This is a genomic window from Vibrio sp. 1402, from assembly GCF_033340275.1.
Map to the genome: position 1 here is coordinate 1 of NZ_JAWOWE010000657.1, position 530 is coordinate 530.

The following is a 530-nucleotide window of genomic DNA, read 5'->3' on the forward strand; positions in this document are numbered from 1 at the left end:
GAAATGGTGATCGGTTAAATATATCGGATATACCACGCAAAACTATAGCTTTGGGGATAAAAAATGTGTGGCTCTCGCCATATTCGTACTAATCTCACACAAATTTACATCGTTCGAACAAAAAAGCCTCGCTTAGTGCGAGGCTTTACGGTTCTTATACCACTAACTTAGTAGTAATCGCGGATCAGTACTTCGGCGATTTGTACAGCGTTCGTTGCTGCACCTTTGCGCACGTTGTCAGCCACAACCCATAGGTTTACGCCGCTGTGGTGGCTAATATCGTTGCGAATGCGGCCAACCATTACGTGATCTTTACCGCCCGCATCACGAACTTGTGTAGGGAAATCGTCACCGTGGAATACTTCTACACCTTCGGTTTGCTCAAGAAGGTTAATTACTTCTTGCGCGTCGATTGGTGAACGAGTTTCAACGTGAACCGCTTCTGCGTGACCGTAGAACACCGGCACACGAACACACGTTGGGTTTACGGTGATTGAAGGAGCGTTAAAGATTTTCTGAGTTTCCCACAC

The 530-nt window shown here is 46.4% G+C and carries 1 protein-coding gene; it reads right to left on the reverse strand.

Translation table 11 applies throughout. The annotated features are described in order from the left end of the window. Window positions 1-167: 167 nt before the first annotated feature. Window positions 168-530: Asd/ArgC dimerization domain-containing protein (locus R7044_RS27785; protein WP_263857076.1), on the reverse strand; the 363-nt coding region annotated here is incomplete at its 5' end.